The sequence below is a fragment of the Bradyrhizobium sp. SZCCHNR3119 genome, assembly GCF_032487775.1.
In the GTDB taxonomy this organism is placed as follows: Bacteria; Pseudomonadota; Alphaproteobacteria; order Rhizobiales; family Xanthobacteraceae; genus Bradyrhizobium.
Map to the genome: position 1 here is coordinate 618992 of NZ_JAUEUV010000001.1, position 26317 is coordinate 645308.

The 26317-nt window shown below is 65.5% G+C and carries 20 protein-coding genes; 6 read left to right on the forward strand and 14 right to left on the reverse strand.

Going from position 1 to position 26317, the window contains the following annotated elements; genetic code table 11:
- Positions 1–13: 13 nt before the first annotated feature.
- From QX034_RS02935 to QX034_RS02980, 10 genes are all read right to left on the reverse strand, one after another.
- The gene (locus QX034_RS02935) at positions 14–934 is read right to left on the reverse strand and encodes a cytochrome c (RefSeq protein WP_315704364.1); all 921 of its coding nucleotides are present in this window, start codon (positions 932–934) and stop codon (positions 14–16) included.
- 135 nt (positions 935–1069) lie between these two features.
- On the reverse strand, positions 1070–1519 hold the full coding sequence (locus QX034_RS02940; protein WP_315704365.1) for a c-type cytochrome: 450 nt from the start codon (positions 1517–1519) through the stop codon (positions 1070–1072).
- A 117-nt stretch (positions 1520–1636) separates the two neighbouring features.
- Complete coding sequence (locus QX034_RS02945; RefSeq protein ID WP_315704366.1) at positions 1637–3946, reverse strand: xanthine dehydrogenase family protein molybdopterin-binding subunit; 2310 nt, start codon at positions 3944–3946, stop codon at positions 1637–1639.
- A 151-nt stretch (positions 3947–4097) separates the two neighbouring features.
- Positions 4098–5081, reverse strand: coding sequence for a DUF1775 domain-containing protein (locus tag QX034_RS02950; protein WP_315727750.1), 984 nt, complete (start codon positions 5079–5081; stop codon positions 4098–4100).
- A gap of 13 nt (positions 5082–5094) precedes the next feature.
- Positions 5095–5517, reverse strand: a complete 423-nt coding sequence (locus tag QX034_RS02955; protein ID WP_315729572.1) for a copper uptake system-associated protein — start codon at positions 5515–5517, stop codon at positions 5095–5097.
- 2 nt (positions 5518–5519) lie between these two features.
- On the reverse strand, positions 5520–7709 hold the full coding sequence (locus QX034_RS02960) for a TonB-dependent receptor family protein (RefSeq protein ID WP_316194987.1): 2190 nt from the start codon (positions 7707–7709) through the stop codon (positions 5520–5522).
- Between the two features lie 38 nt (positions 7710–7747).
- Positions 7748–8128: a hypothetical protein gene (locus QX034_RS02965; protein ID WP_315729574.1), complete on the reverse strand. Its 381-nt coding sequence runs from the start codon at positions 8126–8128 to the stop codon at positions 7748–7750.
- A gap of 182 nt (positions 8129–8310) precedes the next feature.
- Positions 8311–9843 (reverse strand): murein biosynthesis integral membrane protein MurJ, encoded by a 1533-nt coding sequence (gene murJ / locus QX034_RS02970; protein WP_315768513.1) that lies wholly within the window; start codon positions 9841–9843, stop codon positions 8311–8313.
- Between the two features lie 89 nt (positions 9844–9932).
- Complete coding sequence (locus QX034_RS02975; RefSeq protein WP_315751215.1) at positions 9933–11084, reverse strand: DegT/DnrJ/EryC1/StrS family aminotransferase; 1152 nt, start codon at positions 11082–11084, stop codon at positions 9933–9935.
- A gap of 52 nt (positions 11085–11136) precedes the next feature.
- Positions 11137–12147 carry a Gfo/Idh/MocA family oxidoreductase gene (locus QX034_RS02980; protein ID WP_315751216.1) on the reverse strand — a complete coding sequence of 337 codons (1011 nt, stop codon included), beginning with the start codon at positions 12145–12147 and terminating at the stop codon, positions 11137–11139.
- A gap of 402 nt (positions 12148–12549) precedes the next feature.
- Between QX034_RS02980 and QX034_RS02985 the strand changes: the two genes are divergently transcribed.
- The 6 genes from QX034_RS02985 (at position 12550) to QX034_RS03010 (ending at position 17753) form a co-directional block, all read left to right on the forward strand.
- Positions 12550–13683, forward strand: a complete 1134-nt coding sequence (locus tag QX034_RS02985; RefSeq protein ID WP_315704374.1) for an 8-amino-7-oxononanoate synthase — start codon at positions 12550–12552, stop codon at positions 13681–13683.
- Positions 13680–14318, forward strand: a complete 639-nt coding sequence (bioD, locus tag QX034_RS02990; protein ID WP_316194989.1) for a dethiobiotin synthase — start codon at positions 13680–13682, stop codon at positions 14316–14318. Before QX034_RS02985 ends, bioD begins: the two co-directional genes overlap by 4 nt.
- On the forward strand, positions 14315–15565 hold the full coding sequence (locus tag QX034_RS02995; protein WP_315741887.1) for an adenosylmethionine--8-amino-7-oxononanoate transaminase: 1251 nt from the start codon (positions 14315–14317) through the stop codon (positions 15563–15565). The genes bioD and QX034_RS02995 overlap by 4 nt, the downstream gene beginning before the upstream one ends.
- 114 nt (positions 15566–15679) lie before the next feature.
- Positions 15680–16366 (forward strand): DUF1223 domain-containing protein, encoded by a 687-nt coding sequence (locus QX034_RS03000; RefSeq protein WP_315741888.1) that lies wholly within the window; start codon positions 15680–15682, stop codon positions 16364–16366.
- Positions 16367–17166: 800 nt separating this feature from the next.
- Positions 17167–17469 carry a CopG family ribbon-helix-helix protein gene (locus QX034_RS03005; protein ID WP_315704378.1) on the forward strand — a complete coding sequence of 101 codons (303 nt, stop codon included), beginning with the start codon at positions 17167–17169 and terminating at the stop codon, positions 17467–17469.
- The gene (locus QX034_RS03010; RefSeq protein ID WP_315704379.1) at positions 17466–17753 is read left to right on the forward strand and encodes a type II toxin-antitoxin system RelE/ParE family toxin; all 288 of its coding nucleotides are present in this window, start codon (positions 17466–17468) and stop codon (positions 17751–17753) included. Before QX034_RS03005 ends, QX034_RS03010 begins: the two co-directional genes overlap by 4 nt.
- Positions 17754–17984: 231 nt before the next feature.
- Here QX034_RS03010 and QX034_RS03015 read toward each other — a convergent pair whose 3' ends face one another.
- The 4 genes from QX034_RS03015 to QX034_RS03030 form a co-directional block, all read right to left on the reverse strand.
- Positions 17985–20210 (reverse strand): tetratricopeptide repeat protein, encoded by a 2226-nt coding sequence (locus QX034_RS03015; RefSeq protein ID WP_315704380.1) that lies wholly within the window; start codon positions 20208–20210, stop codon positions 17985–17987.
- A 56-nt stretch (positions 20211–20266) separates the two neighbouring features.
- The gene (locus tag QX034_RS03020) at positions 20267–22492 is read right to left on the reverse strand and encodes a tetratricopeptide repeat protein (protein ID WP_315741889.1); all 2226 of its coding nucleotides are present in this window, start codon (positions 22490–22492) and stop codon (positions 20267–20269) included.
- Positions 22493–22595: 103 nt separating this feature from the next.
- A complete protein-coding gene (locus QX034_RS03025; protein ID WP_315741890.1) occupies positions 22596–24818 on the reverse strand; it encodes a tetratricopeptide repeat protein in 2223 nt (740 codons plus the stop codon).
- A gap of 72 nt (positions 24819–24890) precedes the next feature.
- The gene (locus QX034_RS03030) at positions 24891–26303 is read right to left on the reverse strand and encodes a mannose-1-phosphate guanylyltransferase/mannose-6-phosphate isomerase (protein ID WP_315729583.1); all 1413 of its coding nucleotides are present in this window, start codon (positions 26301–26303) and stop codon (positions 24891–24893) included.
- Positions 26304–26317 lie beyond the last annotated feature (14 nt).

Consider the following 26317-nt stretch of genomic DNA (forward strand, 5'->3'; position numbering starts at 1 on the left):
GACCGCCTGCCGTTCAGCCGGCCGGCTTCGCTGGCTTCGGCGGCCCCTCCACCGGCGGCAGTGACTTCAGATAGATCGCCATCGCGGCGCGATCTTCCGCACTGAGCTGCGAGGTGTTGCGGATCACACGCGTCATTGCGCCCCCGACGCTGTCGCCGTCGGGCAATTGTCCGCTTTCGAGGAAATAGCCGAAGTCGCTTTCGCTCCAGTCGGCCAGGCTTTTCTGAGTGATGTTCGGTACGAAGCCATGCCCTTCAGGATCCGGGCCGCCGGCAAAACGCTGCGCTGCGATGAGGCCGCCCAGCAGATTGCGCGGGCTGTGGCACTCGGCGCAATGACCGAACGTGTTGACAAGATAGGCGCCGCGATTCCACTGCGCCGAGCGTGATGGATCGGGCGTGAAGGGCTTGTCGTCGAAGAACAAGAGCTTCCAAACGCCGAGATTGCGGCGGAGGTTGAACGGAAAGGGAAGCTCGTGATCGCGCGATTTGCCGGACACCGGCGGCAGCGTCTTCATATAGGCGAAGAGATCGCGGACGTCCTCCACCTTGGCGTGCGCGTAGGACGTGTAGGGAAATGCCGGGAAATAGTGAGTGCCGGCGGGCGAGACGCCACGGAGCAGCGCATTGACAAAATCGGCTTCGCTCCAGCGCCCGATTCCGTCGGTCGGATCTGGCGAGATGTTCGGCGCATAGAAAGTGCCAAAGGGCGATGCGAGCGGCAGTCCGCCACCAAGCTTCAGCCGGTCGGGCTGGTTCGGCACCGCGTGACAGGACGTGCAACCGCCGGCGTTGAACACCTCCTGGCCATTGGCGAGATCAGGCGTGCGTGGCGCGAGTGCCAGCGACATGGCCCTTGGCAGCGTGAGCCACCAAAAGGCCATGAGCGCGGCAATACCGAGTGTACAGAGCGAAATGAGAACGCGTCGCAGCATCGCTGGTCCGTATTCAGCATGCCCTGGCAGCGTGGCCGCGAGGCGATGTCGGGGCGAGCCAGACCGGGCATCGCCCCGACACGAGAAGATAGGCAGGCCGATGCAGATGCATCCGCCCGTCCTGCAGACTGCCCATCAGCTGTTCTTGAGACGGAAGGTCTCGTGGCAGCCGCCGCATTCCTTGCCGATCGCAGGCGCGACCGCCTTCAGGCTGTCGAGGTCTTTCACCTTGGCCTTGGCTTCGGTGACGACCTTGGCGAAGCTGTCGATCTTGGCTTGGAAGCCGGCCTTGTCTTCCCAGATCTTCGGCGAGGGGCTGTAATCGCCTCCGAATTTCGCCGCCTTCAGGCTGTCCGGAAACATCGTCGGCAGCTTCTTGGCGGTCTCGTCGAGCTGCGCGAGCGCGGCATTGACCGCGGTCTGGTCGTAAGGCTTCTCGCCCTTGACCATCGCGATCATCACGCCGCCAAGATTCTTCGCATTGGCTTTCATGGTCTCCTGGTCATGCTTGACCAGATCCTGCTGTGCCATCACAGCGCCTGCTCCCAGCAGCAATGCTGCAACGGCTACCACAGTCCGCTTCATCAATTCGCTCCATTGTTGTCGCAATCCCACCCAGCCTTCCTGGGCGGGGCAAACCTGTCGTTCAACCCCAGTGCCGGCGGCTTATTCCGGAATTGAGGCGGATGTCGGGGAAGCTACCTACAGACTATGACGCCGATGTTGCTCGCGAATGGCGATCCAGATCCGCTCGGGCGTGGCCGGCATATCGACATGGTCGACCTTGCACTCGCGCCACAGCGCATCGATGATCGCGTTGACCACCGCCGGACATGATCCGATCGCACCGGCTTCACCGGCGCCCTTCACCCCCATCGGGTTGGTCTTGCACGGGACGTTATGGGTCTCGAACACAAAATGCGGCGCATCGGCCGCACGCGGCAGCGCGTAATCCATGTAGCTGCCGGTGACCAGCTGCGCGTCCGCGGCGTTGTAGACCACCTGCTCCATCAGCGCCTGACCGATGCCCTGCACCGCACCCCCGTGCACCTGGCCGGCGAGCAGCAGCGGATTCAGCGTGACACCGAAATCGTCGACGATCACGTAGTTGACGATCCTGGTGATGCCGGTTGCGGGATCGATCTCGACCTCGGCAACATGGGTGCCGTTCGGATAGGTGCCGTCCGCGCTCGCGAAGGTTGCGCTGCCGCTGAGCTTGGCGGGATCGACGCCCGGGCGCTTGGCGAGATCGGCGAAACTGATGGCGCGGTCGGTGCCAGCAACACGCACACGCCCTTCGGAAATTTCGAGATCGCCGACGCCGGCCTCGAGCGCTTCGGCCGCGACCTGCTTCAGCTTGTCGCCGAGTTCATGGGTCGCGCGCTGCACGCTGACGCCGCCCGAAGGAATCGAGGCCGAGCCGCCGGTGCCGAGGCCCGTCGCAACCTCATCGGTGTCGCCCTGATGGATGTGCACGCGCTCCGGCGGCAAGCCGAACTGCTCGGCCACGATCTGCGCATAGGCGGTCTGATGGCCCTGCCCGCTCGACTGGGTGCCGATCAGGATGGTGACGTCGCCATTGGGATCGAGGCGAACGTTGGCAGTCTCCTCGCCCATCGTGCCACAGACCTCGACATAGCTCGCAAGGCCGATGCCCCGGATCAGCTCATGCTTCTTCGCCGCCCTCGCGCGCTTGGGAAACTCCTTCCAGTCGGCGATCTCCATCGCGCGCTTGAGATGGGCGGCAAAGTCGCCGGAATCGTAGACCTTGCCGGTCGCGGTCTTGTAGGGCAGCGCGCGCGGCGGAATGAAGTTCTTCTTGCGGATCGCATCCACGCTCATATCGAGCTTGCGGGCGCAGGCATCGACCAGACGCTCGATCACATAGGCCGCCTCGGGCCGGCCGGCGCCGCGATAGGCGTCCACCGGAACGGTGTGGGTGAAGACGGTGCGGACGCGGCAGTGGAACGCCTGGATATCGTAGAGCCCCGGCAGCATGCCGGCACCGCCATGCGGGATATAGGGCGCAAAGGTCGAGAGGTAGGCACCCATGTCGCCCATCAGGTCGACATCCATTCCCAAGAACTTGCCGTCCTCGGCAAGCGCCATCTTCGCGACGGTCACGTTGTCGCGCCCCTGCGCATCGCCCATGAAATGTTCGGCGCGGTCAGCGGCCCAGCGCACCGACTTGCGCAGGTGGCGAGCGGCGACCGCGAGCAGCGCATATTCCCGATAGGGAAACAGCTTCGTGCCGAAACCGCCGCCGACATCGGGGCAGATCACGCGCATCTTCTCGACCGGGATCTTCAGCACGTTCTGGCACAGGATATCGCGCAAGCGATGGCTGCCCTGGCTGCCGGCCGTGAGCGTCAGATGGTCGCGCTTGACGTCGTATTCGCAGACGGCAGCCCGCGTCTCCATGAAGCTTGCGACCACGCGCGGATTGACGATCCTGACCTCGGCTACAGCATGAGCCTTGGCGAACGCCGCGTCCGCTGCGCTCTTGTCGCCGATCGAGACGTCGAACAGAACATTGCCCGGATGATCGGGCCAGACCTGCGGTGCGCCGGGCTTGACCGCATTGGCGACGCCGGTGACCGCCGGCAAGGTGGTCCAGTTGACCTCGATCGCCTCCAACGCATCGCGGGCGTGATCGAGCGTATCGGCAACCACGAAGGCCACGGCGTCGCCGACATGGCGCACCTCGTCCTTGGCGAGGATCGGGTAAGGCGGCGCGGTGAAGGGGTCGGTTTCCAGATTGAACAGGCAGGGCAGTCCGCCGAGATCCGCGACATCGTCGGCCGTCAGAATCAGGGCTACACCGGGCAACAGCCGCGCCTGGCTGACATTAATCGTGAACTTGGCGTGCGCATGCGGCGAGCGCAGCACCAGCGCATGCAATGCAGCCGATGGCGCGAGATCATCGGTGTAGCGGCCTTTGCCACGGATCAGTGCGTCGTCCTCCTTACGGAGAACGCTCTGACCGACGCCGAATTTGATTGGAGCTGTCATCTTGTTCCACTTCCCGTTGCGTTCCTCGCAATATTGCCAGCATATTGCAGCGGATCGCCGGGCCACGCAAACGCTTCGCGGCATCCACGATTGATGCTGCGTCGCATCCGCGTGGCGGGAGGTGCCCCTCGCCGCCACGCGCACCCGACAATCAGTGCTGGTGCATCTGCTTCATCGCCGAATCGGAGGAAGCGGCCGCTCCCTCCTGCCCGACGGGACCTTGGGCCCCGACCGCGAGGATATCGAGCAGGGTCGCAACCTTGCCCGCGCGCTCGAACTCCAGCACCAAGACCGTCTCCTGTCCCTGCACCAGCGGTGCCTTGAGCCCATTCAACATCAAGTGAATCCCGCCGGGCGCGAGGGTCACCGTCTGTCCGGGAGCAATCGCAAGGCCCTGCTCCAATGATCTCATCGTCATGACGCCATCATGCGTGACCATCTCATGAATCTCGGCCCTCTCGGCGAGGTCTGAACTGACGGCAATCAGACGGTCCGGCTCGGGACCGGCATTGGTGATGGTCAGATAGCCCGCTCCGACCTTGGCACCGGCAGGTGTCGCCCGACACCAGGCCGAGGAGATCGCTATGGCGCCCTTTGAAACTCCAGCCAAGGGGCCGGCAGCCGAGAGACGCAGCAGCGGAGCCGGATATTTCAGCGTGTGCGGGTCCTGCCCGGTCGCAGCCAGCTCGACCCACTTCGTAACCCCGGTCTCGCAATCCTGGACGGCGGGAAAGGCCAGCACGTCGCCGGGCTTGAACGTGTCGGCGATGAAGCCGGAAAACGCAAACTCGTCGTAGAAGGAATCCTCCAGGCGGCCGCCGCTCCAGGTGATTTCCTTGACACCTTCGGCGAGCTGCTGGCCGTGCATGAACGGATAGGCCCGCGCGTAGGCGCCCTTCTTCACTTCGACCGTCCAGCCCGGCTTGGGCATCGGCTTCACCGCGATCATGCCCTCCGGCACCGACACGGTCAGACGAATGGTGGCCGATCCCTCGCAGCCATGCGGCACCGCCAGCACGGCCTTGAAGGATTTTCCGATCCGCGCCTCGGGCTTGTCGAGCACGACATGGGCCGAGGCGGGTTGGCCGACGATGATGGCAAGCAGACCGACTGCTGCAGCTGTGATCGATTTCAAGACATACCTCCGATCATTGACGTAATTCGCCGTCCATGCGGACGACACCTTCGAAGCTCGACAGCAACGCAAGGCGGTCGCGCGTCAGTTGCTGCTCGCTCGCGGCCAGTGCCGCCACGAGTTCGGCGGCGTCGGACGACGACACACCGGCGAGCCTGAGCGCCGCGGAATCCTTGATTCCGTCGCCGGCACACAGAACCAGGCGCCACCCGTTCGCGCCGTGCCTGAGCAGCGCGCGACCGCCGGTGGCGCCTTGTGTCCAATCCGCGATCGCGTGTCCGCCCGACACGACGACGGGATCGACCACAAGACGCGCCTCCGGCTTGTCGAAGGTGGCCATCAGCACGTCACGGACCGCGTCTTGATCCGCACCGGCAACAGCCGCATCGGCCCTCACCAACGAAGCCACGGCCATGAGGGCCTTCAGGATCGTCATCCTCATAGCCTCCACCTCATGCCTGCATAGACCGCCCGACCATTGCCGGGGTTGAACAGGGTCGAGGCCGCAGTAGCGCGGTCGATGATGCTGGTCGCCGCGATATAGGCTTTGTTGCCGAGGTTGCGGCCCTCGACATAGGCGGAAAAGTTCCTGCCGTCGTCATAGGCGGCCTTCAGGCCCCAGATCAGATAGGGCTCGGTCGTCAGCGTGTTGGCGCTGTCGACGTAATAGGCTTGCGGAATCCATTCGATGTTCGGACCGACGGAGAAGCCGCTCGGATGCTTGTAGAGCAATTCCGCGCGCAGGAAATGCGGTGGCGCGCCGGGCAGCCGGTTGTTGCCCCACGTCGCATCGTTGACATAGCGGAAATCGCTGTAAGTGTAGGCCAGGTTGAGCCAGATCCTGTCGGGCTCGCCGGCATGGACCGCGAGCCCTTTGAACAGGCTGACGCCAAGCCCCGCTTCGACGCCCTGGTGCATCGTCCGGTCGGCATTGGTGACGTTGCACGTCCCGAACGACGAATAGAAGCACTGCAGCTCGTTGCGGAGATCGGCATGGTACAGCGCGAGATCCCAGGTCACGTCGGGTCGCCGGCCCCGGGTGCCGATCTCATAGGTCGTCGCCGTCTGCGCCTTGATGTCGAAGAACGGGATGGTCGGAAAGGTCGGATTGAGGAAGTTCGGCGCGACGCTTTCGCCGAAGCTGGGCGCCTCACCGCTGCGGGACACGTTGGCGAACACCTGCCAGGACGGATCGACGTCCCAGAGAACGCCCAGCTTGGGGCTAAGGATGTTGAAAGTGCTGGTGCCGGGCACGTCGCCGTTGAGCGAGAAATTGACCTGCTGCGCCCGGACCGCATGCAGGAACTGTGCGCCCGCGATAAGCGAGACGCTCGGCACCACATACCAGGCGTTCTCCGCGTAGAGTGTGTAGTTCTCCGGCTTCTGCAGCAGCGACGACAGCTGCCCACCCTTGTTGCCGCCGATATTAGCGAACTGATCGGCGTCGATGGTGCCGTTCAGGATGTTGAGGCCGACCGTGAAACGGTTGCGGTGCCCGCCGATGATCCGGTCGTCGACCGCGCGCACGAAGCCGCCATAGTCATGGTAGCGGTAGTCGAGCCACTGATAGATGGGATGCATCAGATGGCGCTCGACCGCGAACACGCCGAAATCGATCTCGGTGTTGTCGAGCCGGATCGTCGATTTGTTGGCGATCCGAACGGTATCGATGTTGCGCTGCCAGTCGTTGACGACGTTGGCGGTCGCGGCGGTCCTCGGCGAATTCAGCGCACTGTCCTTGGTGACCTCGCCCGGAATGCGCTGCCGGACCGTGTTGGCATTCAGATAGAAGCGGGTCTCGAACTCGGGCGAGAACTGATAGCCGAAATTGGCGCTGGCGCGCTCACCGTTGCCCCAGCTGTGATCGCGGTAGCCATCCTGACGCCAGGCCGATCCCGTCACGAAATAGTCGGCCGGACCGCTCGCGCCGCCGGAGGAGACCTGGCTACGCAGATAGCCGAAGGCGCCGGCATCGAGACGCGTGTCGAACCAGGATGCATCGCGTCCCGTCGGCATCACGAAGTTGATCGCGCCGCCGAGCGCATTGGCGCCGAACTGCAGGGCATTGGCGCCCTTGTAGACTTCGACATAACGGTAAGCCGTCGGATCGATTTCCTGGAAGTCGCCGTAACCGTCCGACGTGTTGATCGGGATGCCGTCCATATAGAGCTGGGTCCCGCGCAGGTGATAATTGCGCGACAGGCCCGAACCGCGGATCGCCAGACGGGTGTCGTCGCCCCATTTCGGCTGGGCGAACACGCCGGGAACGTAATCCAGCACGTCCTTGATGGTCTGCGCTGGCGCATTCTTGTAGGCGGTGTCCGGCACGAGGGCGACGGCGCCGGGCGTCTGCTCGATCGCGCGAGTGGCCCGCTGCGTGTCCGGCACGGTCAGGCTGGCGGAAGGCTGGGCGGGTGCGGTCGCCGGCTGGGACGCAGTCGGTTGTGGCGCGCGCCCTGCACGCCGGGCCTGCTCGGTGCTGGACCTCGCGGACCTCGCCTGTTGCGGCTGCGGCGGCTCGACATTGACCGGCGGCAGTTGTGAGCTCTGTTGCGCCTGAGCCGAGGCGTAGGATGACGACGTGACAAGGCACGTCGCCGCGCAAAGCGCGGTTACGAAACGAGACATCATGGGACCTCTGGAGAACGAAAACCTGCAAACGTCGGTTACGTGTTCTCTGGTGGTCCTTGCGAGGTGCGGGGATCGTGCAGACGGTCATCGCGCGCCGGCAGCGCCGCGGCGAGAACCTGATGGGCAGCCGCGGGGACGCGCCGGATGACGCCGGCTTCCGCCTGCGGCAGCGGCGAGGCGTGAGCTGCAAACGCGCAGATGGCGCAAAAGCCGCGATGAGGATCGGGTGACTTCGGCGCGTCGGACCCGTGGGAAATTCCGGTGTCCACGCACAGCGCTTGGGCGACGTCGAGAACCGGTGCCGACATCTGGGCCGAGACGAGGCTCGCCAGAACGACCTGCAAGGCAAAGATATAGGCGGCCGCAATGCTGACCGCCGTCCTCGCGATGCCCCGGATGTGAGTTTTCTTGATCACGCCCAATCCCCGCCTCGAACCTTATCGGCCGAACAGGTCAGGCGCAAGACAGCTCGTGTCCACAGCTCGTGTAGTTGTCCGGAAATTCGCGGAGGATGGGATAGTCCGAGCAGGTCCCATCCGTGCGTCAAAAAGGAAAGCGGGCAGCGCGCCGACTGAATTTCACAAAACCTTCGATTACGTCAGCTTCGCAGAACCAGCGCCTTGAGCCAGCGTAGGCCGAACAGGCCGAGCATCGCAGCGGCATAGATGATGGCGCCGACTACGATCAGCACGGCCAGCACAGCCTCGTCGCGGAAGCTACCGAGACCTGCGAATTGCACCTTGGCGACACCTGCGGTGAACCACAATGCTCCGGCAAGCAGGAGTCCCGTCACGGCAAAGCCGAGCAGCGAGCGGCGGAGCCGGCTATCAAACTCAAGATAGCCCTTGTGCACGGCGAAGCCGAGCACAAGAAGCAGATTGATCCAGGCGCCGATGGCGGTCGCCAGGGCGAGTCCGACTTGCGCCAAGGATCCCATCAGCAGCACCTTGAGCAGCATGTTGGCGGCAAGACCGGTCAAGGATGCCTTGACCGGGGTCGCGGTGTCCTTGCGCGCATAGAAGGTCGAGACCGCGCTGCGGATCAGCACGAACGGAATGAGGCCAACCGCGTAGGCTGCGAGCGTAGCGCCAGCCGCCGCGGCATCCCCCCGCGTGAAGGCTCCGCGCGCGAACATCGCGCGCGTGATGACATCGGGCACCGCGAGGAAGGCGGCAACGAACGGCACCGAGAACAGGAGCGTGAAATCAAAAGCGCGGCGCTGGCTCTCCATCGCCCCCTGGTGGTCATTGGCGGTGAGCCGCCGCGACATTTCCGGCAGCAGCACGGTGCCGACAGCGATCCCGATCACCCCGATCGGCAGCTGATTGAGGCGGTCGGCGTAATACAGCGCCGACAGCGCACCGGCCGGCAGAAAGGTCGCGATGATCGTATCGGCGAACATCGCAACCTGCGTGCCCATTGACCCCAAGGTCGCAGGTCCCAGGGCGCGGAAGAAGGCGCGGATGTCTTCATCGAGCTTCAGCGGCGCAAAGCGCGGCAGGCCGCCATGCCGGGCCAGATCGCCCGCCAGCAGGAAATATTGCAGAAAACCGGAGATCAACACGCCCCAGGCCGCGGCATGGCCGGCGGTCGGGAAAAACGCGACAAGCGCCAAGGTCGCCATCATCGCGAGATTGAGGAAGATGGAGGCGGCTGCGGCGCTCGCGAAGCGCTGCATCACGTTGAGCATGCCGCCGTAAAGCGTCACCAGCGTGATCAGAAGCAAATAAGGGAACGTGATGCGCGTGAGCTCGATGGCGAGTTCACGCTGGGCCGGATCTTCGGTGAAGCCGGGCGCCAGGATCGTCATCGCCTGCGGCATGAACAGCCAGGCGAGGATCAGCAGCACGACCTGCGAGGCAAACAGCAAGGTGAAGATGCGGTCGGCGAACAGGCTGGCCGAGGCCTCCCCCTTCTCGCCGTGCACATGCGCATAGGCCGGCACGAAGGCGGCGTTGAAGGCGCCCTCGGCGAAGATCGCGCGGAAATGGTTCGGCAGGCGGAAGGCGACGAAGAAGGCGTCCGCCACCGGGCCGGCACCAAGGATCGCGGCCAGCATGATGTCGCGGGCGAAACCGGTGAGGCGCGACAGCAGCGTGTAACCGCCGACGGTGAAGATGCGTCCGAGCATGCGCCGCTTCTAAAGCATCGACGGACCACTTTGAAGCGGAGAACGCGAGAGCGTCCCCTCCCCCGCTGCCGGCGGAGGGACGCCCTCGATCAGGCCGACACGGCGCCGTGCACCGCCTCGATGATCCGATCCTGCGTGGCCTCGTCGAGATAGGCGTGCATCGGCAGGCTGATCACGTCGTTCGACAGCCGCTCGCTGACCGGCAGGCCGCCGTCCGCCACCGGGAAGACCCGATACGCGGTCTGCTGATGCATCGACTTCGGATAATAGATGACCGTCGGAATACCCTGCGCCTTCAAGGCGCCCTGGAACTGATCGCGGTCGACGCCCTTCGGCAGGCGGATCGTATATTGCGCCCAGACGGAGGTGCAGCCCTCCGCCAGCTCCGGCACCTTCACGACATCGGCGAGGCCGTTGGAATAGCGCTCCGCGACCTTGTTGCGCGCCGCGATCTCGTCCTCGAAGATCTTCAGCTTCTCGAGCAGGATCGCAGCCTGGATCGTATCCAGCCGCGCGGTCAGCCCGAGCCGTACGTTGTCGTATTTGTCGCTGCCGCCACCATGGACGCGGACGCTGCGCAGCTTCTCCAGGAGCTCCGCATCGTTGGTGAAGATCGCACCACCGTCGCCGAAGGCGCCGAGCGGCTTGGCCGGATAGAAGCTCGTTGCTGTCGCAAGGCCGAAGGTGCCGATGCGACGGCCCTTGTAGCTGGCGCCAAAGCCCTGGGCGGCGTCGTCGAGCACGAACAGGCCTTCGTCCCGCGCCACCGCGGCGATCACATCGTGATCGGCGCTCTGGCCGAACAGGTCGACGGGGATCACCGCTTTCGGCTTGAGCCCGAGCAGCCTGGCGGTCGCGATGCCACGACGGAGCGAGGCCGGATCGATGTTGAAGGTCTCTTCCAGCACGTCGACGAACACCGGGGTCGCGCCGGTCAGCGCGACGGCCTCGCCGGTGGCGCAGAAGGTGAAGGACGGGCACAGCACCGCATCGCCGGGACCGATGCCCTGCGCCATCAGCACCATCAGCAGCGCATCGGTGCCGCTCGAGCAGCTCACCGCATATTTGGCGCCACAGAAAGCGGCAAGCTCGGACTCGAGCTTCGCGATTTCGGCACCGCCGAGGAATTGGCAATGGGCCAGCACCCGCGCAACGGCCTCATCGATCGCCGTACCGAGCCGCTGACGTTGCGCAGCGGTGTCGATGAAGGGAATGGGCTGTTGACGCAAATGCTGGTTCATGGCTGCCGTTACGATATGAGAAACACGATTGGACTGAAGAATGCCGCGGCGACTAGCCGGCTGCACGCAGCTGCTTGCGGGCGGCGGCTTCGGCCGGACGATGGCTCGACCGCTCGAGGCATTGCGTCGCGATCTCGAGGCTCGCAACGCCTTCGTCGCCGGTGACGGCCGGCCCGGTGCCGGAGCGCACCGCGTGCAGGAATGCGAGCAGTTCGGCGCGCAACGGCTCGTCATGGCCGACCGGCAGATGGCGCATCGAGTAGCTGCCGTCCGGCTTGAAGCCGAAGCACTCGGTGACCTGGCGGGTCAACAGATCGCCCATGATGTATTTGCCGCGCGTCGCCACCGTGACGTTGCGCGCCTTGAAGGGCGTCAGCCAATTGGTGTTGATGTGGGCCAGCACGCCCGAGGCGGTGCGGAATTGCAGCAGCGCGATATCCTCGCGCTCCGCCACCGCGCTCGAGAGTTGCGGCTGCACTTCAATAATGTCGGATTCGGTGAACCATCGGATGAGGTCGATGTCGTGCACGGCAAGGTCGATCACGACCCCGACATTCGACATTCGCGGCGGAAACGGACCGACGCGGGTGATCGCGATCGACAGCAGGTCCTCGCCCGCGATCGCCTTCTTGATCGCGGCGACCGCCGGGTTGAAGCGCTCGACATGGCCGATCATCAGCGTGACGTCGGCGCGATGCGCGGCGGCGACGATGTCACGTCCCTCCTCGACGCTGGAGGCGATCGGTTTCTCAACCAAAAGATGCACCTTGCGCGCAATGCAGGCGAGCGCGATCTCGTGATGCAGATGGGTGGGCGCTGCGACGGTTACCGCATCGACACCCTCCTCGACCAGCTGGTCGAGGGTTTCGAAAGTCGCGCAATTCGCAAGATCGGTGACGCGGGCGCGGTGTGCCGGAACAGGATCGACGACGCCGACAAGATGGATATTCGGCAGGCCGGCCAGCACGCGTGCGTGATTGCTTCCCATCACGCCGGCTCCGATCACGCCGACGCGCAGCGCCTGCCTCGGTTCGGCCTTGTGGCCCGCCCCCTTCAAACTCATGTCAACGACCCCATTGATGTCCCCGATCGGCTGGCTTGCAGTGAATCCGCCGCAAATCAGCCGGGCGAAGGCTGTCTAGCACGTCGTCCCAGACGAGGCGAACGCGGAAAAACCTTTCAGGACACGATTTGATTCAAAAAGTTACATCCCGGATGCAAGAAAAACCCAGCAATGTGAAGGGGCTGCGGCAGCTCGCTCACCTGATGCGGGCAAGACCTCATCCCCCTCACCAAGGGCGCCGCGGCGGTGTCCTGCGGCGCCCGCCCCGGATCGCCTGTTCCATGCACGAGCTGTTCCATACACAGAGATGTTAGGGCCATGCGGTTGCAATGATGGCGGTGGCGGGCCATCAAGCCGCGCAACCGACTGCAGCTGAGAGCAGACTGCAGCTTGAGACGATTGATGCCTTACCCTGAGTTTGAGACCCAGCTCGGCGAATTGAATGAGCGGGGCCGGTTCCGTCAGCTCCGCGCCCGCGCAGGCATCGACTTCACCTCGAACGATTATCTCGGCCTCGCCGAATCCGAGGAGCTGCAGCGGGCCGCGACCGAGGCGATCGCGCGCGGCGTGCCGGTCGGCGCCGGCGGGTCCCGGCTCCTGCGCGGCAATCATGCCGAGCATGAGGCGCTGGAGGCCGAGGCCGCACGCCATTTCGGGGCGGAGACCGCGCTCTATTTCGGTGCCGGCTACACCGCCAACCATGCGCTCTTCTCGACGCTCCCCCAGCGCGGCGACATCGTGCTGTACGATGCGCTGGTGCATGCCAGCGTGCACGAGGGCCTGCGCCATTGCCGCGCGGCACATGAGAGCGTCCCGCATAATGATGCGAGCGCCTTCGATGCGAGGCTCACGCAGTGGCGCAAGGCTGGCGGCCGGGGACGGCCATGGATCGCGGTCGAAAGCGTCTACAGCATGGACGGCGACAGTCCCGATCTCGCCGATTTCATGGCTGTCGCCGACCGTCACGATGCGACCCTCGTCATCGACGAGGCGCATGCGACCGGCGTGCTCGGTCCGGACGGACGCGGTCTCGCCGCACGGCTCGAGGGCCGGGACAATGTCATAACGCTCCACACCTGTGGCAAGGCGCTCGGCACCTCCGGCGGCTTCGTGCTCGCGCCTCGAATCGTGCGCGACTTCCTGGTGAACCGCGCCCGGCCCTTCATCTTCGCGACCGCACCTTCGCCACTGATCGCTGCCGTCACGCGTGCCGCGCTGGCGCTGTCGCGCGAGCAGCCGGATCGCCGAGAGCGACTGGCGCAGCTCGTAGTCCATGCGGCGCGCGAGCTGAAAGCACACTGCGGCCTCGACGCATCGCCGTCCCACATCCTGCCGATCATCATCGGCCCGGACGACACGGCCGTAGCAGTCGCAGCGGCGCTGCAGGCGCAGGGCTTCGACATCCGTGCAATCCGACCGCCGACCGTGCCCGAGGGCACCGCAAGGCTGCGCATCGCGCTCACGGCCAATCTCAGCGAGGATGTGATCTCCGAGCTGTTCGACGCGACGGCGCAAGCCTTGAGGCAGCGGTCTTGACGCAGTGCCTCATCGTCACCGGCACCGATACCGGCATCGGCAAGACCGTATTCTCGGCCGGCCTCGCCGGTGCGCTTCATGGCTATTACTGGAAGCCGGTGCAATCGGGCCTCGACGGTGAAACCGATTCCGATACCGTCCGCCGCCTGTCCGGACTTGCCGCGGAACGGATCCTGCCCGAGCGCTACCGGCTGCTCACACCGGCTTCGCCGCGTCTCGCCGCTGAGATCGACGGCGTCACCATCGATCCCGACCGGCTGGAGCCGCCGGCAGCGCCCGCGCCTCTCGTGATCGAAGGCGCCGGCGGCCTGATGGTGCCGCTGACGCGCGAACTCACTTACATCGATCTGTTCGCCCACTGGCGCGCGCCTTTGGTGCTGTGCGCCCGCACCACGCTCGGCACCATCAATCATACGCTGCTGTCGATCGAGGCCATCCGCGCCCGCAACATCGGCCTGATTGGCGTCGCCTTCATCGGCGACGAGAACGCGGATTCCGAGCAGACCATCGTCGCGATGGGCCGCACCCGGCATCTCGGCCGTCTGCCCCATCTGCCGCATCTCACCACCGAGACATTGCGCACCGCCTTCGCCGCACATGTCGATGTCGGCAGCATGCTGGAGCATGTCGCATGAGATCAGCTTCACCGGTCTGGCACCCTTTCACCCAGCACGCGGTGCAGGGCGAGATCCCGACCATCGTCCGCACCGAAGGCGCGTGGCTGGAGGCTGAAGACGGACGCCGCATCTTCGATGCGATCTCGTCCTGGTGGGTGGTGACGCATGGCCATCGCTATCCGCCGATCATGGCCGCGATCAGAGCCGAGACCGAGCGGCTCGACCAGGTGATCTTCGCCGGCTTCACGCATCCTCCGGCGGAAGCGCTCGCCCGCGAGCTGGTCGCGATCACGGCACCGGCGCTGACGCATGTGTTCTACTCCGACAGCGGCTCGACCGCGGTCGAGGTCGCGCTGAAGATGGCGCTCGGCTTCTGGCTGCATTCGGGCGAGAGCCGCCGCCGCATCCTGGCGCTCGAAGGCGCCTATCACGGCGACACCATCGGCGGCATGTCGGTGGGCGAACGCGGCGTCTTCAACGCGCCTTACGAACCGCTGCTGTTCGATGTCGGCCGCCTGCCCTTTCCGCATGATGGCCGCGAGCAGCAGACGCTGGACGCGCTCGAAGCGGCCTGCCGCGACCACGCCGTCGCAGCGCTCATCGTCGAGCCGCTGATCCTCGGCGCCGGCGGCATGCTGATCTACGCACCGGCCGTGCTTGCCGAGATGGCGCGCATCTGCCGGCGTCATGGCGTGCTCCTGATCGCCGACGAGGTGATGACGGGCTGGGGACGCACCGGAACGCTGTTTGCCTGCGAGCAGGCCGGAATCGCCCCCGACATCGCCTGCACGTCCAAGGGACTGACCGGCGGCGTGATGCCGCTCGCGGTCACGTTGTGCAGCGATCCGATCTTTGCAGCTCATTACGACGAGGACCGGCGCAAGACGTTCTTCCACTCGTCCTCCTACACCGCCAATCCGATCGCCTGTGCCGCTGCGCTCGCGAACGTGCAGACGTGGCAGCGCGAGCCGGTGATGCAGCGGATCGCGGCGCTCGCTGCTGTCCATGCCGGGGCGCTCGATCGCTTCCGCGACGACAGGCGGTTTGCGAATATCCGCCAGCTCGGCACCATCGCCGCGCTCGATCTGGTCGTGCCCGACGCCGGCTATCTCGCCGATATCGGCCCCCGCCTCTACCGCCACTTCCTCGCGCGCGACCTTCTGGTCCGCCCGCTCGGGAACACGATCTACCTGATGCCGCCCTATTGCAGCACCGAGGCCGAGATCGGGCGCGTCTACGACGCGATCGCCGCGATCGATCTCTGAACGCGGGCGCGCGTCCGCGGCACCACGGCTCACGAAACCGTGTGCGCGCGTCAGCGTAACGCCTCGGCCGCTTGCGCGAAACGACTGCAGTGAGATTTCACTCAGGAGCATCCCATGCTGTCGCGCGCGTCCGTTCTGTTCGCCCTCGCTTTCGGCCTTGCGCCGCTTGCCGCAGAAGCGGCCGACCGGCCGGTCGTGGTCGAGCTCTTCACCTCGCAGGGCTGCTCGTCCTGCCCGCCGGCCAACGCCTACCTCAACGACCTCGCGCGCGAGCGCCACGACGTGCTGCCGCTCGCGTTCCACGTCACCTATTGGGACCGGCTCGGCTGGAAAGACCCGTTCTCCCTGGAAGCTGCCACCGACCGCCAGGCGCGCTATGGCAACCGCTTCGGCGACGGCTCCTACACGCCGGAGATCGTCGTCGACGGCGTCTCGGGTCACGTCGGCTCTCGCCGGAGCGAAGTCGGTGCGGCGATCGATCGCGCCAAGGCTGCGAACCAGACCGCGACAGACGTGCGTCTCAGCCGCAACTCCGGCAAGCTGCAGATCGAGATCGGCCATGGCGACGGCCGCGGCCGTGTGCTGCTGGTCGGCTTCGATCACTACCACAAGACGGCCATCCGCCGCGGCGAGAACGACGGCCGCACCTTCGAGGAGCTCAACGTGGTGCGCTCGGTTCATCCCCTCGGCGACTGGCAGGGGACGCCGCTGCGTCTCACCGAGCAATTGCCCGAGGGCGAAGATGCCGCGGTGATCGTGGAGGCGCCGGATGGCCGCATCGTCGGTGCGGCCAGGCTCTAAGTTCAGCACCATCTCAACACCGATTGAGGCGTGAGGTCTGAAGCATGAGGTCTGCCGACACCCACTGCGCTGTCGTCCCGGCCTTGCGCCTGGGTCAAGCCCGGGACGACACCGAATTTGCTGAACGATTTTTCCAAACAATAGACTACGTTCCCGCGACGCATGAGGCGCCCGAGTTGTACAGATCGCGTGCCCTCGAAAAACGAGAGGGCGCAGGGAAGGCCGGACCTCGGCTGAGGTCCGTGGCCCGCCTGCTAAAAAAATGCAGGCGGCAGGTACCACGGGTTCAGCCGGACGACCCGGCCTCCCCTGCGCGATGGTTTTAACGGCTGCTTCGCGATCTCCCCGGTGCACGGGCTTTTTGGCCACCGCCGCGCGAGGCAAAGCCTCATGCGCGGGACACCAGCGTCGGGGTATCTGGACGACGCGACTTGACCGTCCGCATCGCGCTTGTTCGTCGGCCTGCAAGCGCAGACCCCAAGCCTGATGCGTCCACCGCTCCCCGCCGCTAACGCCTCGTGACGATCGGCCGAAACGCCCCTCTTCATCGCCGCGGGATGAGCGAGATCATCGTGGTGATTTGCCCGACATGGCAACGCTAGAGGCGTGCGGCAAACTGGCACGACGGGCAGTTTGGACATGAGGGGGATGCTGGGACTGCCCGTCGGGTGGGGCGTGGCGTCGAGGCCGCGAGCACGCCGGCTTGCTCCAATGACGTCGCGAAGTCCCGTCCTCTCCAATTGCGCGCCGCTCACGCCAAGCTTATATTGCTCACACGTCCATTGCAGATGGATCATTCCATGAGATCGACCACCTTGACCCTGCGTGTCGATACCAGCGTGAACGAACGGCTGGAACGTTTGGCCAAGAGCACGGGTCGTAGTCGTGCGGTTCTCGCCGCCGAAGCGATCAACGAATATCTCGACCTCAATGAATCGCAGGTGAGCGGCATCAAGCGCGCCATTGCGTCGCTCGATCGCGGCGAGGCGATCCCGCACGACGAGGTCAGGGATTGGGTTGCCTCCTGGGGGAGCGCGGGCGAGAAGCCTGCTCCCGAGCGCACGTCCAAGAACGGCTCGAAAAGCTCCCCCAAGGGTTCGTGACCCCCGTCTGGTCGCCCGAGGCGATTGCCGACCTCGTCGCTTTGCGGGCTTACATCGCGCAGGACAATCCGACCGCAGCACGACGGGTCGCGCTTCATATTATCCGGAACATCGAGACATTGCTGCCAAGTCGCCCTGAAATGGGACGGCCCGGGCGCGTTCCAGGAACCCGTGAGCTCGTGATTCCGCGAACGCCGTACATCGTGCCGTATCGGCTGGTCGACGACACGATTCAGATTCTCCGCGTCTTCCACAGTGCACGGCAATGGCCTCAGTCCTTATGAGACGGGATCGAACATAGGTCCCAGCCGATCGAGCTTGGTCGAAGAGGTCCCAGTCCTGAGTGCTATGCACTCGTGGTCGATGCAACTCGCGCGTCTCCTAAAGTTCATACAACTACAAAGGTTGTTGTTTGAGAGATTGAATGACTAACCGGGCAGCATGACATCCGCAAACATGGCTGCAATGGGCTTGAGCTTCTTGGTCATTGCGCCCCTTCTCATGATGGTGCGCGATCAGCCCGAAGCCACGGCACAGTACCGACGCCAGAAGGCGCGGTAGCCTTGCTCGACCTTGCGCGTGTAGAGCGCACCATCGCCGGCTGGCGAGCCTGCCACCATCTGCGGCAATTCGGCGCGCAGCTTGGCCAAGGCCTCCGGCTGGGCTGCGAAGTTGAGCGCGGTCGCGATGTAACCGTCGTCATCGGCCCCCACCCAGTCACCAAGGCCCACCGCGGTGACGATGCCGGCCGCGGCGCGCGAGGCCGAGCTGTTGCCGAGCTTTGCGACGACAGGCACGCCCGCCTGCAGCGATTCCCAGGTGCTGACGCCGCCATTCTGCGGGAATGGATCGAGCGAGATGTCGATATTGGCGAACTGCGCAAGGTGCTGATCGCGCGAGGAAAGACCGAGACAGGTGACGCGCTCCGCGGCGACCCCGTGGGCCACGAAGCGGCTGACCAGGCCGTCGCGCAGGAAGGAATCCTCGAGCGCACCGTGCTTGATGACGATCCTGGAGTCCGGCAGCTCCTGCATAAGCTTCGACCACACCGCCAGAGCCGGATCGGAGATCTTGTCGATCCGGTTGAACACGCCGAAGGTCACGTAGCCGTTGCGCAGCATCGGCAGCGGTGTCGGCTGCAGGCCCTGCAGCGGCTCGGTGGTGATGACGGCAGGCAGATCATGGACCTGCTCGGCGAACAGATGGCGCACCTCCGCCGGCACGGTGACCGGATCGGCGAAGAAGTAGTCGATGGTCGGCAGGCCCGTCCCGGTCCCGCTGCCCCAGGCCGTGACCTGAACCGGCGCCGGCTTGCGCGCAAACACGGTGAGGCGGTTGCCCGCTGAATGACCGGACAGATCGACCAGGATATCGACCTGGTCGGCCTCGATGCGCGCGGCAAGCTCTTCGTCCGACATCTGCCAGGCGTCGACCCAGATATCGGCCAGGGATCTGCACTGCGCCGTCATGCCGTCCTGTGTCGGCGAGCACGAATAACAGGCGAGCCGGAATTGTTGCCGGTCATGATTCCGCAGCACGGGCAGAAAGGTCAGCGCGGCCGAATGCGCCCTGAAGTCAGAGGAGACATAGCCGATGGTGAGGCGCCGTTCCGGATCCAGATCACGCAGCGGCCGAGGCCGCTGCTGAATGTGGCTGCCGATCCGCCGCCACCATTCGCGTCTCACCGCCTGGTGCTGGGCGAAGTCGCTGTCGGGCATGAAATCCAGCGCGAAGATCTTTGCGGTGATCGCATCGCCGTAGTCCGGCTTGATCTCGAGGGCCCGCTCGAAATGCCGCAGCGATGTGGCGATGTCACCCTGTTTGGCAAAACACTCGCCGAGCCAGGTCCAGGCGGCCTCGGAGACCGGGTTCTGCTCCAGCACCTTGCGCAGCGCCTCCATGGCGGGGGCGACATTGTCCTTCATCACATGGATCTGGGCCCGCCCGAGCAGCGCCACCTCCTGCAGCGGCTCGATCGCCAGCGCAGCGTCGTAATCCGCCGCCGCCGGATCGAGCCGTCCGACCTGCTGATGCAGGCGGCCGCGATGTGCCAGCACCAGAGCGACAGCTGGCTTGAGCGCGAGCGCGGCATCGAAGGCGGCCAGCGCGGCGTCGTAATGGCGCAGGTTGATGCTGACGAGCCCCTTGCCGAACAGAGCCGCGGCCTGCCGCGGATTGAGGGCGAGCGCGCGGTCGAAGCTCTCGATGGCTTCGACATTGCGGTTGAGCAGGAGTTCTGTCATGCCGCGATTGCAATAGGCGTCCGCGTAGTTCGGCCTGGCCGCGAGCGCGCGATCATGCGCCTGCAACGCCTCTTCCAGCAGGCCCATCTTCATCAGCGTGTTGCCGAGCCCGGTCAGTGCGGCCGCGAAATTGGGCCTGGCCGCGATGGCGCGCTCCTGCACGGCCCGCGCTTCCTGGTAGCGCTTGCGGCCGAACAGAGCGAGTCCAAGATTGGCCAGCGCCTCGGCGTGGCGCGGCTCGGCCGCGATCGCCTGGGTCAGCGCCTGCTCCGCGAGATCAGGCTGGCCGCTTTCCAGCGCCGAGACGCCGAGCAGATGCAGCGCATCGAAATGATCGGGCACCAGCGCCAGCGCCTGGGCACAGACCGCCTGCGCCTCGGCGTGCCGCCCGGCGCGATAGGCCGCGACCGCCTGGGGCAGCAGTGCGTCGGCCTGCTTGCGGTTCTTCTTATTGAGCCGCGCATTCTGGAAGGCGCGCGAACCGACATTGCTGGCCAAGCATGATCTCCAAAGAGGTCAACAGCTGACGCGGGGAACGCGGCGGATGCGGGTCGTCATCGGCAGTTCTCGGCGCAATAGCGCCGCCAGAAGCTGCGATAGCCCTCTTCCACCTTGCGCGTGTAGATCTCGACATTGCCGGCGGCGGAGGCCCCAACCCGCTGCGGGAGTTCAGCGCGCACCGCCGCGAGTGCGGCGGGATCGACCGCGAAACGCCGCGCGATCGCGATGTAGCCCGCATCATCCTCGGCGACCCAATCATCGAGGCCGACCGCCGTGACGATGGCGCCGGCGGCACGGGAGGCCGCGCTCATCCCGAGCTTGGCGATCACGGGCACACCGGCCTGCAACGATTCCCAGGTGCTGACGCCGCCGTTCTGCGGGAACGGATCGAGCGAGATGTCGATCTTGGCAAACTCCGCCAGATGCTGGTCGCGCGCCGAGGCGCCGAGGCAGGTGATCCGCTCCGGCGCCACGCCGTGGGCAGCGAAACGCCCGATGAGCCCGTCGCGGAGGAAGGCGTCGTCGAGCGCGGCGTTCTTGATCACGATTCTCGAGTCCGGCAGCTCCTGCAGCAACCGCGCCCAGAGGGCCAGCGCCGGGTCGGAGAGCTTGTCGATCCGGTTGAACACGCCGAAGGTCACATAGCCGTTGCGCAGCATCGGCAGCGGGCTCGGTGCCAGTCCCGGCAACGGCTCTGTCGTGATCACGGAGGGGAGATCATAGATCTGCTCGGCAAACAGCGGACGCACCGATTGCGGCATCGTGACGGGATCGCCGAAGAAGTAGTCGATGGTCGGCAGGCCCGTGCCCGTGCCGTTGCCCCAGCCCGAGACCTGAACGGGCGCCGGCTTGCGGGCGAACACTGCGAGGCGGTTGCCGACCGAATGGCCGGACAGATCGACCAGGATATCGACCTGATCGGCGTCGATGCGCGCCGCCAGTTCGTCGTCGGACATTTGCGAGGCTTCGACCCAGACATCGGCGGCCGACCGGCACAGGGCGGTCACGCTGTCCTGCTGCGCAAAGCAGGAGTAGCAGTTCACCTGGAACAGGCTGTGGTCGTGATGGCGGAGCACCGGCAGGAAGGCGAACGCCGCGGAGTGGTTGCGAAAATCCGACGACACGTAGCCGACGACGATCCGCCGGTCCGGATCGCGCTGCCGCGGCGACAGGTCGAAACGCGGAATCCTGGCCCCGATCCGCTGCCACCATTCGCGGCGCGTGGCCTGCTGAATGGCGAAATCGGCCTCAGGCAGGAAATCGAGCGTGAAGATCTTGGCGATGAGCGCATCGCTATAATCCGGCTTGATCTCGATCGCCCGGTCGAAGTGCTGGAGCGCGGTGGCGATGTCGCCCTGCTGGGCAAAGCAGGCGCCGAGCCACATCCAGGCGGCTTCGGATACCGGATTCTGCTCCAGCACCTTGCGGCAGGCTTCCATGGCCGGCGCGACGTTGTGCTTGAGCACGCCGATATGCGCCTTGCCGAGCAAGGCGGGCTCGAGGCGCGGATCGCGCGCGAGCGCCGCATCGAAATCGGCGGCCGCCTGATCCAGCCTGCCGGCCTGCAGATGGAGGCGGCCGCGCTGGGCCATGACCACAGCCGCATCCGGCTTGACCGCGAGCGCGGCGTTGAAGGCGGCGAGCGCCGCATCGAAACGGCGGAGGTTAAGGCCGACGAGCCCCTTGCCGAACAGCGCCTGCATGTGACGGGGATCGAAGGACAGCGCGCGATCGAAGCTCTGATCCGCCTCCGCGTTGCGGTCGAGCAGCAGCTGCACCACGCCGCGATTGCAATAGGCGTCGGCATAATCGGGCTTCAGGGCGATCGCCCGGTCGTGCGCCGCGATCGCCTGCTCGAACTCGGACAGCCGCCACAGCGTGTTGCCGAGCGCGGTGATCGCGGCTGCGAAGGTCGGCTTCAGCGCGACCGCGCGCTCCTGGTACTTGCGGGCCTCCTCGAAACGGCCGAGGTTGAACAGTGCGCCGCCGAGGTTGGCCTGCGCATCCACGTCTCGCGGCTCGATCGCGACCGCGCGCGTCAGCGCCGCTTCAGCATCGGCAAAGCGTCCGGTGTCCAGTGCGGACCTGCCGAGCAGTTGGAGTGCCTCGACATGATCCGGCAGCAAGGCAAGAATGTCCCGGCAGAGCGCCTGGGTGTCGGCATGGCGGCCCTGACGATAGGCCGCTGCGGCCGTCGCCAGCAGCGCGTCGGCTTGCTTGCGATGCTTCTTCTGAAGGCGCGCGTTCTGAAAGGCGCGCGAACCGACACTGCCTGCCAAGGATCGTCTCCACCGAGGTGCGATTGCGAAAACCTAACACACATGCCTGATTCGCGCGGCCAGCCCGCAGCCGCAAGCTGCGCCGCCAACGGCCCGTAGCAGCTCAGGTGCCGGCCGCGCAGAAGCGGCGCCAGAAGGTGCGATAGCCCTCCTCGACTTTGCGCGTGTAGAGCTCGACATTGCCGGCGGCCGAACTGAGGACCTGTTGCGGCAGCGTGGCCCGCAGCTGCGCGAGCGCGGCGGGGTCGGCCGCGTGACGGCGCGCGATCGCGATGTAGCCCGCATCGTCCTCGGCCACCCAATCGCTCAAGCCCACCGCCGTCACGATCGCAGCCGCCGCGCGCGAGGCCGAGCTCGAACCGAGCTTGGCGACGACAGGCACGCCCGCCTGCAGCGACTCCCAGGTGCTCACGCCGCCATTCTGCGGGAACGGATCGAGCGAGATATCGACATCGGCGAAGGCGGCAATATGCTCATGACGGATCGAGGCGCCGAGACAGGTGATACGACTCTCGGCGATGCCATGGGCCACGAAGCGCGCGATCAGCCCGTCGCGCAGCAAGGCCTGATCGAGCGCGCCGTTCTTGATCACGATCCGCGCCTCCGGCATCTGGCGCATCAGTTCCGACCACACCACCAGCACCTGATCCGAGATCTTGTCGATCCGGTTGAACACGCCGAAGGTCACATAGCCGTTGCGCAGCATCGGCAGCGGCGTCGGCTGCGCATCAGCCACCGGATCGGTGGTGATCAGGGCCGGCAGGTCATAGACCTCCTCCGCAAACAACGGACGCGCGCTCTGCGGCACCGTCACCGGATCGGCGAAGAAATAGTCGATGGTCGGCAGCCCCGTCCCGGTCGCATTGCCCCAGGCGGTGACCTGGATCGGCGCCGGCTTGCGCGCGAACAGCGACAGCCGGTGGCCGCCCGAATGGCCCGAGAGATCGACCAGGATGTCGACCTGATCGCCCTGGATGCGGTCGGCGAGTTCATCATCCGACATCTGCGAGGCATCGACCCAGATGTCGGCCGCGGCGCGGCATTGCTCGGTGACCTGATCCTTGAGCGGCGAGCAGGAGTAGCAAGCGACCTTGAAGGCTTGGCGATCCTGATGGGTCAGTACCGGCAGGAAGGTCAGCGCCGCCGAATGGCTGCGAAAATCCGAGGAGACATAGCCGATCATGAGCCGCCGCTCCGGATCCAGGTTGGATGGGGCGAGCTGCCGGCGCGCGACGCGCGCGCCGATCCGCTCCCACCACTCCCGCCGCACCGCTTGATGCATGGCGAAGTCGGAACCGGGAAAGAAGTCGAGCGCGAAGATCTTCTTGGTGATCGCCTCCTCGAAGTCAGGCTTGATCTCGAGCGCGCGATCGAAAAGCTGGATCGCACCGGCGATGTCGCCCTGCTCGGCGAGGCAGGCCCCGAGCCAGATCAGCGCCACTTCCGATAACGGGTTCTGCTGCAACACCTTGTTGCAAGCAGCCATGGCCGGGGCGACGTCGCCGTTGAGGACGTTGACATGAGCCTTGCCGAGCAGCGCGGCCTCGAGCATCGGGTCGGCAGCCAGCGCGGCATCGAAGTCGGCCTCGGCCTGATCGAAATGCCCCATCTGCAGGTGCAGGCGGCCGCGCTGCGCCAGGATCGCCGCGTTACGGGGGCTCAGCGCCAGCGCGGCGTTGAAGGAGGTCAGCGCCTGCTCGCAGTGGCGCAGATTGACGGCGACGAGGCCGAGGCCGAACGTCGCCTGCATGTGCCTGGGGTTGAGCGACAGCGCACGGTTGAAGCTCTCATAGGCGTCCTGGTGCCGCTGCATCAGCAGCTGCGTCATGCCACGGTTGCAATAGGCGTCGGCATATTCGGGCTTGGCCGCGATCGCGCGCTGGTGCGCCTCCAGCGCCTGATCGAACAGCCGCATGTTCATCAGCGTGTTGCCGAGCGTGGTGAACGCCACCGGGAAGATCGGCTTCACCGCGGTCGCCCGCTCCTGCACTTTTCGCGCTTCCTCGTAGCGCTTCTGGCTAAAGAACACGAGGCCGAGATTGATGAGCGCTTCGGCATGGCGCGGCTCGATCGCGACGGCCTGCGTCAACGCCTGCTCGGCGACATCGAGGCGACCGCAATCGAGCGCGGAGATGCCGAGCAGGTGGAGCGCCGGGAAATAATCCGGCAGCAGCTCCAGTACCTGCCTGCAGATCGCCTGGGCCTCGGCATGGCGGCCGGCACGATAGGCCGCAACGGCTGTGGGCAGCAGCGCGTCGGCCTGCTTGCGGTTTTTCTTCTGCAGACGCGCATTCTGGAATGCGCGCGAACCAATCGTGCTTTGCAAGGATGCCCCTCCGCCAGAATCTTCTGGCGAATCTAGCACGCGGCGCCTGATTCGAGAGCGGTAACCAAGCCCCTACTCGCGCCGGTAGTCATCCTCGATGCGGATGATATCATCCTCGCCGAGATAAGAGCCGGTCTGGACCTCGATCAGCTCGAGCAAGATCTTGCCGGGATTGTCCAGCCGGTGCACCGCGCCCATCGGGATGTAGATCGATTCGTTCTCGTGCACCATCGTCACCGCTTCGTTCACGGTCACGCGTGCGGTCCCGCGCACCACGATCCAATGTTCGGAGCGATGGTAATGCTTCTGCAATGACAGGCGCTGACCGGGCTTGACCACGATGCGCTTGACCTGGTGACGCTCGCCATTGTCGACCGACTGATAGCTGCCCCAGGGACGATGCACCTTGATGTGCGCCTCGGTCACCTCCGGCGCCACGGTCTTCAGCTTCGCCACCAGCCGCTTCAAGCCGTTGGCGTCCTTCTGCCGCGAGACCAGCACGGCGTCCTGGGTGGCCACCACGACGAGATCGTCCACCCCTTCGAGCGCCACCAGCGCCTTGTCGGTCACCACGTTGCAATTGCGGGAGTCCTCGAACACCGTGCTGCCGCGCGCGGCATTGCCCTGCGCGTCCTTCTCCGACAACTCCCAAACCGCGTGCCAGGAGCCGACATCGGACCAGCCACAGGAGACGGGCACGACGGCGGCCCGCCCCGTCTTCTCCATTACGGCATAGTCGATCGAAATCGGCTTGGCCGCAGCAAACCCATCCGCATCGAGGATGATGAAGCCGAGGTCGTGCCCGGCCTTGGCGACGGAGTCCGTGACCGCCTGCACGCTCGCAGCGTCGAACTTCCTGTATTCGTCGAGCAGCAAGGCGGCGCGAAACATGAAGTTGCCGCTGTTCCAGAGATAGCCATCCCTGATGTACTGCTCGGCGGTCGGCTGATCCGGCTTCTCGACAAATTTCTTCACCGCGCGCACCTGGCCCGACACGATCTCGCCGGGGCAGATATAGCCATATTCGGTGGCGGCGCGCTCGGGCGTGACACCGAAGGTGACGATCCGGCCGCTCTCGGCCGCCGCCAGGCCCTCGCGACAGGCCGCGAGAAACGCCGCAGTGTCCCGCACCACGTGATCGGCGGCGAGCGCCAGCACGATCGCTTCGCTGTCGCGCGCCCGTGCGAATGCGGCGCCGGCCGCGATCGCCGGGCCGGAGTCGCGGCGCATCGGCTCCAGCAACACGTCGGCCTCGATACCGATCTCGGCCAATTGCTCCAGCACCATGAAACGATAGGCAGCGTTGGTGATAATGATCGGCCGCTCGAACAGAGCTGCATCCGAGACCCGCAACAGCGTTTCCTGGAAGGTCGAGCGCGTGCCGAACAGCGGCAGGAACTGCTTGGGGCGTACCTCGCGCGACGCCGGCCAAAGCCGCGTGCCGGCACCGCCGCACATGATGAGAGGGATGATGCGCCTGGCCATGAAATTGCCTATCA